The sequence below is a fragment of the Isoptericola cucumis genome (genome assembly GCF_014635665.1).
In the GTDB taxonomy this organism is placed as follows: Bacteria; Actinomycetota; Actinomycetes; order Actinomycetales; family Cellulomonadaceae; genus Isoptericola; species Isoptericola cucumis.
This window is the reverse complement of the sequence record NZ_BMDG01000024.1, coordinates 1-1,300: the sequence shown is the minus strand read 5'-3', so window position 1 is coordinate 1,300 and position 1,300 is coordinate 1. Positions and strand designations below refer to the sequence as shown.

Annotated in this window: 1 protein-coding gene; it reads left to right on the top strand. The window is 71.1% G+C overall.

Annotated features, from left to right (window positions below; all coding sequences use genetic code 11):
• Positions 1–45 precede the first annotated feature (45 nt).
• Positions 46–1,300 (top strand): ISL3 family transposase (locus IEW03_RS20240; protein ID WP_188525530.1); only part of this gene is annotated, 1,255 nt, incomplete at its 3' end.

The window sequence follows — 1,300 nt, the reverse complement described above, 5'->3', positions numbered from 1 at the left end:
CTGATGATGGGGGTTCCTACACCAACCCATCCAGAAGACCTCGACGTGAGCGACGCTACCTTCCACAGCCCTGACCTGACCACGTTCTGCCGCCTGGACGAGCTCGGCCTCGTCGTTGTCGGCCAACGCCTGGAACCCGACCGGGCGGTGCTGGAGTGCAGGGTCGTCGCCCGCGAGGACGATGCATTCTGCCGCGGGTGCGGCGCGGAGGGCACCGCGCGGGGGACGGTGATCCGGCGGCTGGCGCACGAGCCGTTCGGGTGGCGGCCCACGACGCTGCTGATCAGGGTGCGCCGCTACCGGTGCGCGGGATGCCGTCGGGTGTGGCGGCAGGACACCACGGCGGCTGCCGAGCCGCGGGCGAAGCTCTCGCGGGTGGCGGTGCGCTGGGCGCTGGTCGGGTTGGTGGTCCAGCATCTGACGGTCGCCAGGGTGGCCGAGTCGCTGGACGTGGCCTGGGATACGGCGAACGATGCCGTCCTGGCCGAAGGAAGCCGACTGCTGATCGACGACGAGGCCCGGTTCGACGGCGTGGCCGTCATTGGCGTCGACGAGCACGTGTGGCGCCACACCCGCCGCGGGGACAAGTACGTCACCGTGATCATCGACCTCACCCCGATCCGCGACCACGCCGGGCCGGCCCGCCTGCTCGACATGGTCGAGGGACGTTCCAAGCAGGCGTTCAAGACCTGGCTCGCCGCCCGCCCGAAGGCCTGGCGCGACGGCGTGCACGTGGTCGCGATGGACGGCTTCACCGGGTTCAAGACCGCCACCGCCGAGGAGCTGCCCGATGCGGTCGCGGTGATGGACCCCTTCCATGTCGTGCGCCTGGCCGGTGACGCCATGGACCGCTGTCGTCGCCGTGTCCAGCAGGATCTGCACGGCCACCGCGGACGCGCGGGCGATCCGCTCTACTCCACTCGGCGGACCCTGCACACCGGCGCCGGCCTGCTCACCGACAAGCAGGCCGCCAGGATCGAGGTCCTGTTCGCCGCCGACGAGCACGTCGAGGTCGAGGCGACCTGGGGCATCTACCAGCGCATGATCACCGCCTACCGCGACCCCGACCGCGCCCACGGCCGCACCCTGATGACCGCAGTCATCGACTCCCTCGCCCGCGGCGTCCCAGCCGCCCTCACCGAGCTCGTCACCCTCGGGCGGACCCTGAAGAAGCGGGCCGACGACGTGCTCGCGTTCTTCGACCTGCCCGGCAGCAGCAACGGCCCGACCGAGGCGATCAACGGGCGACTCGAGCACCTACGCGGCTCCGCCCTCGGCTTCCGCAACCTGACCCACTACA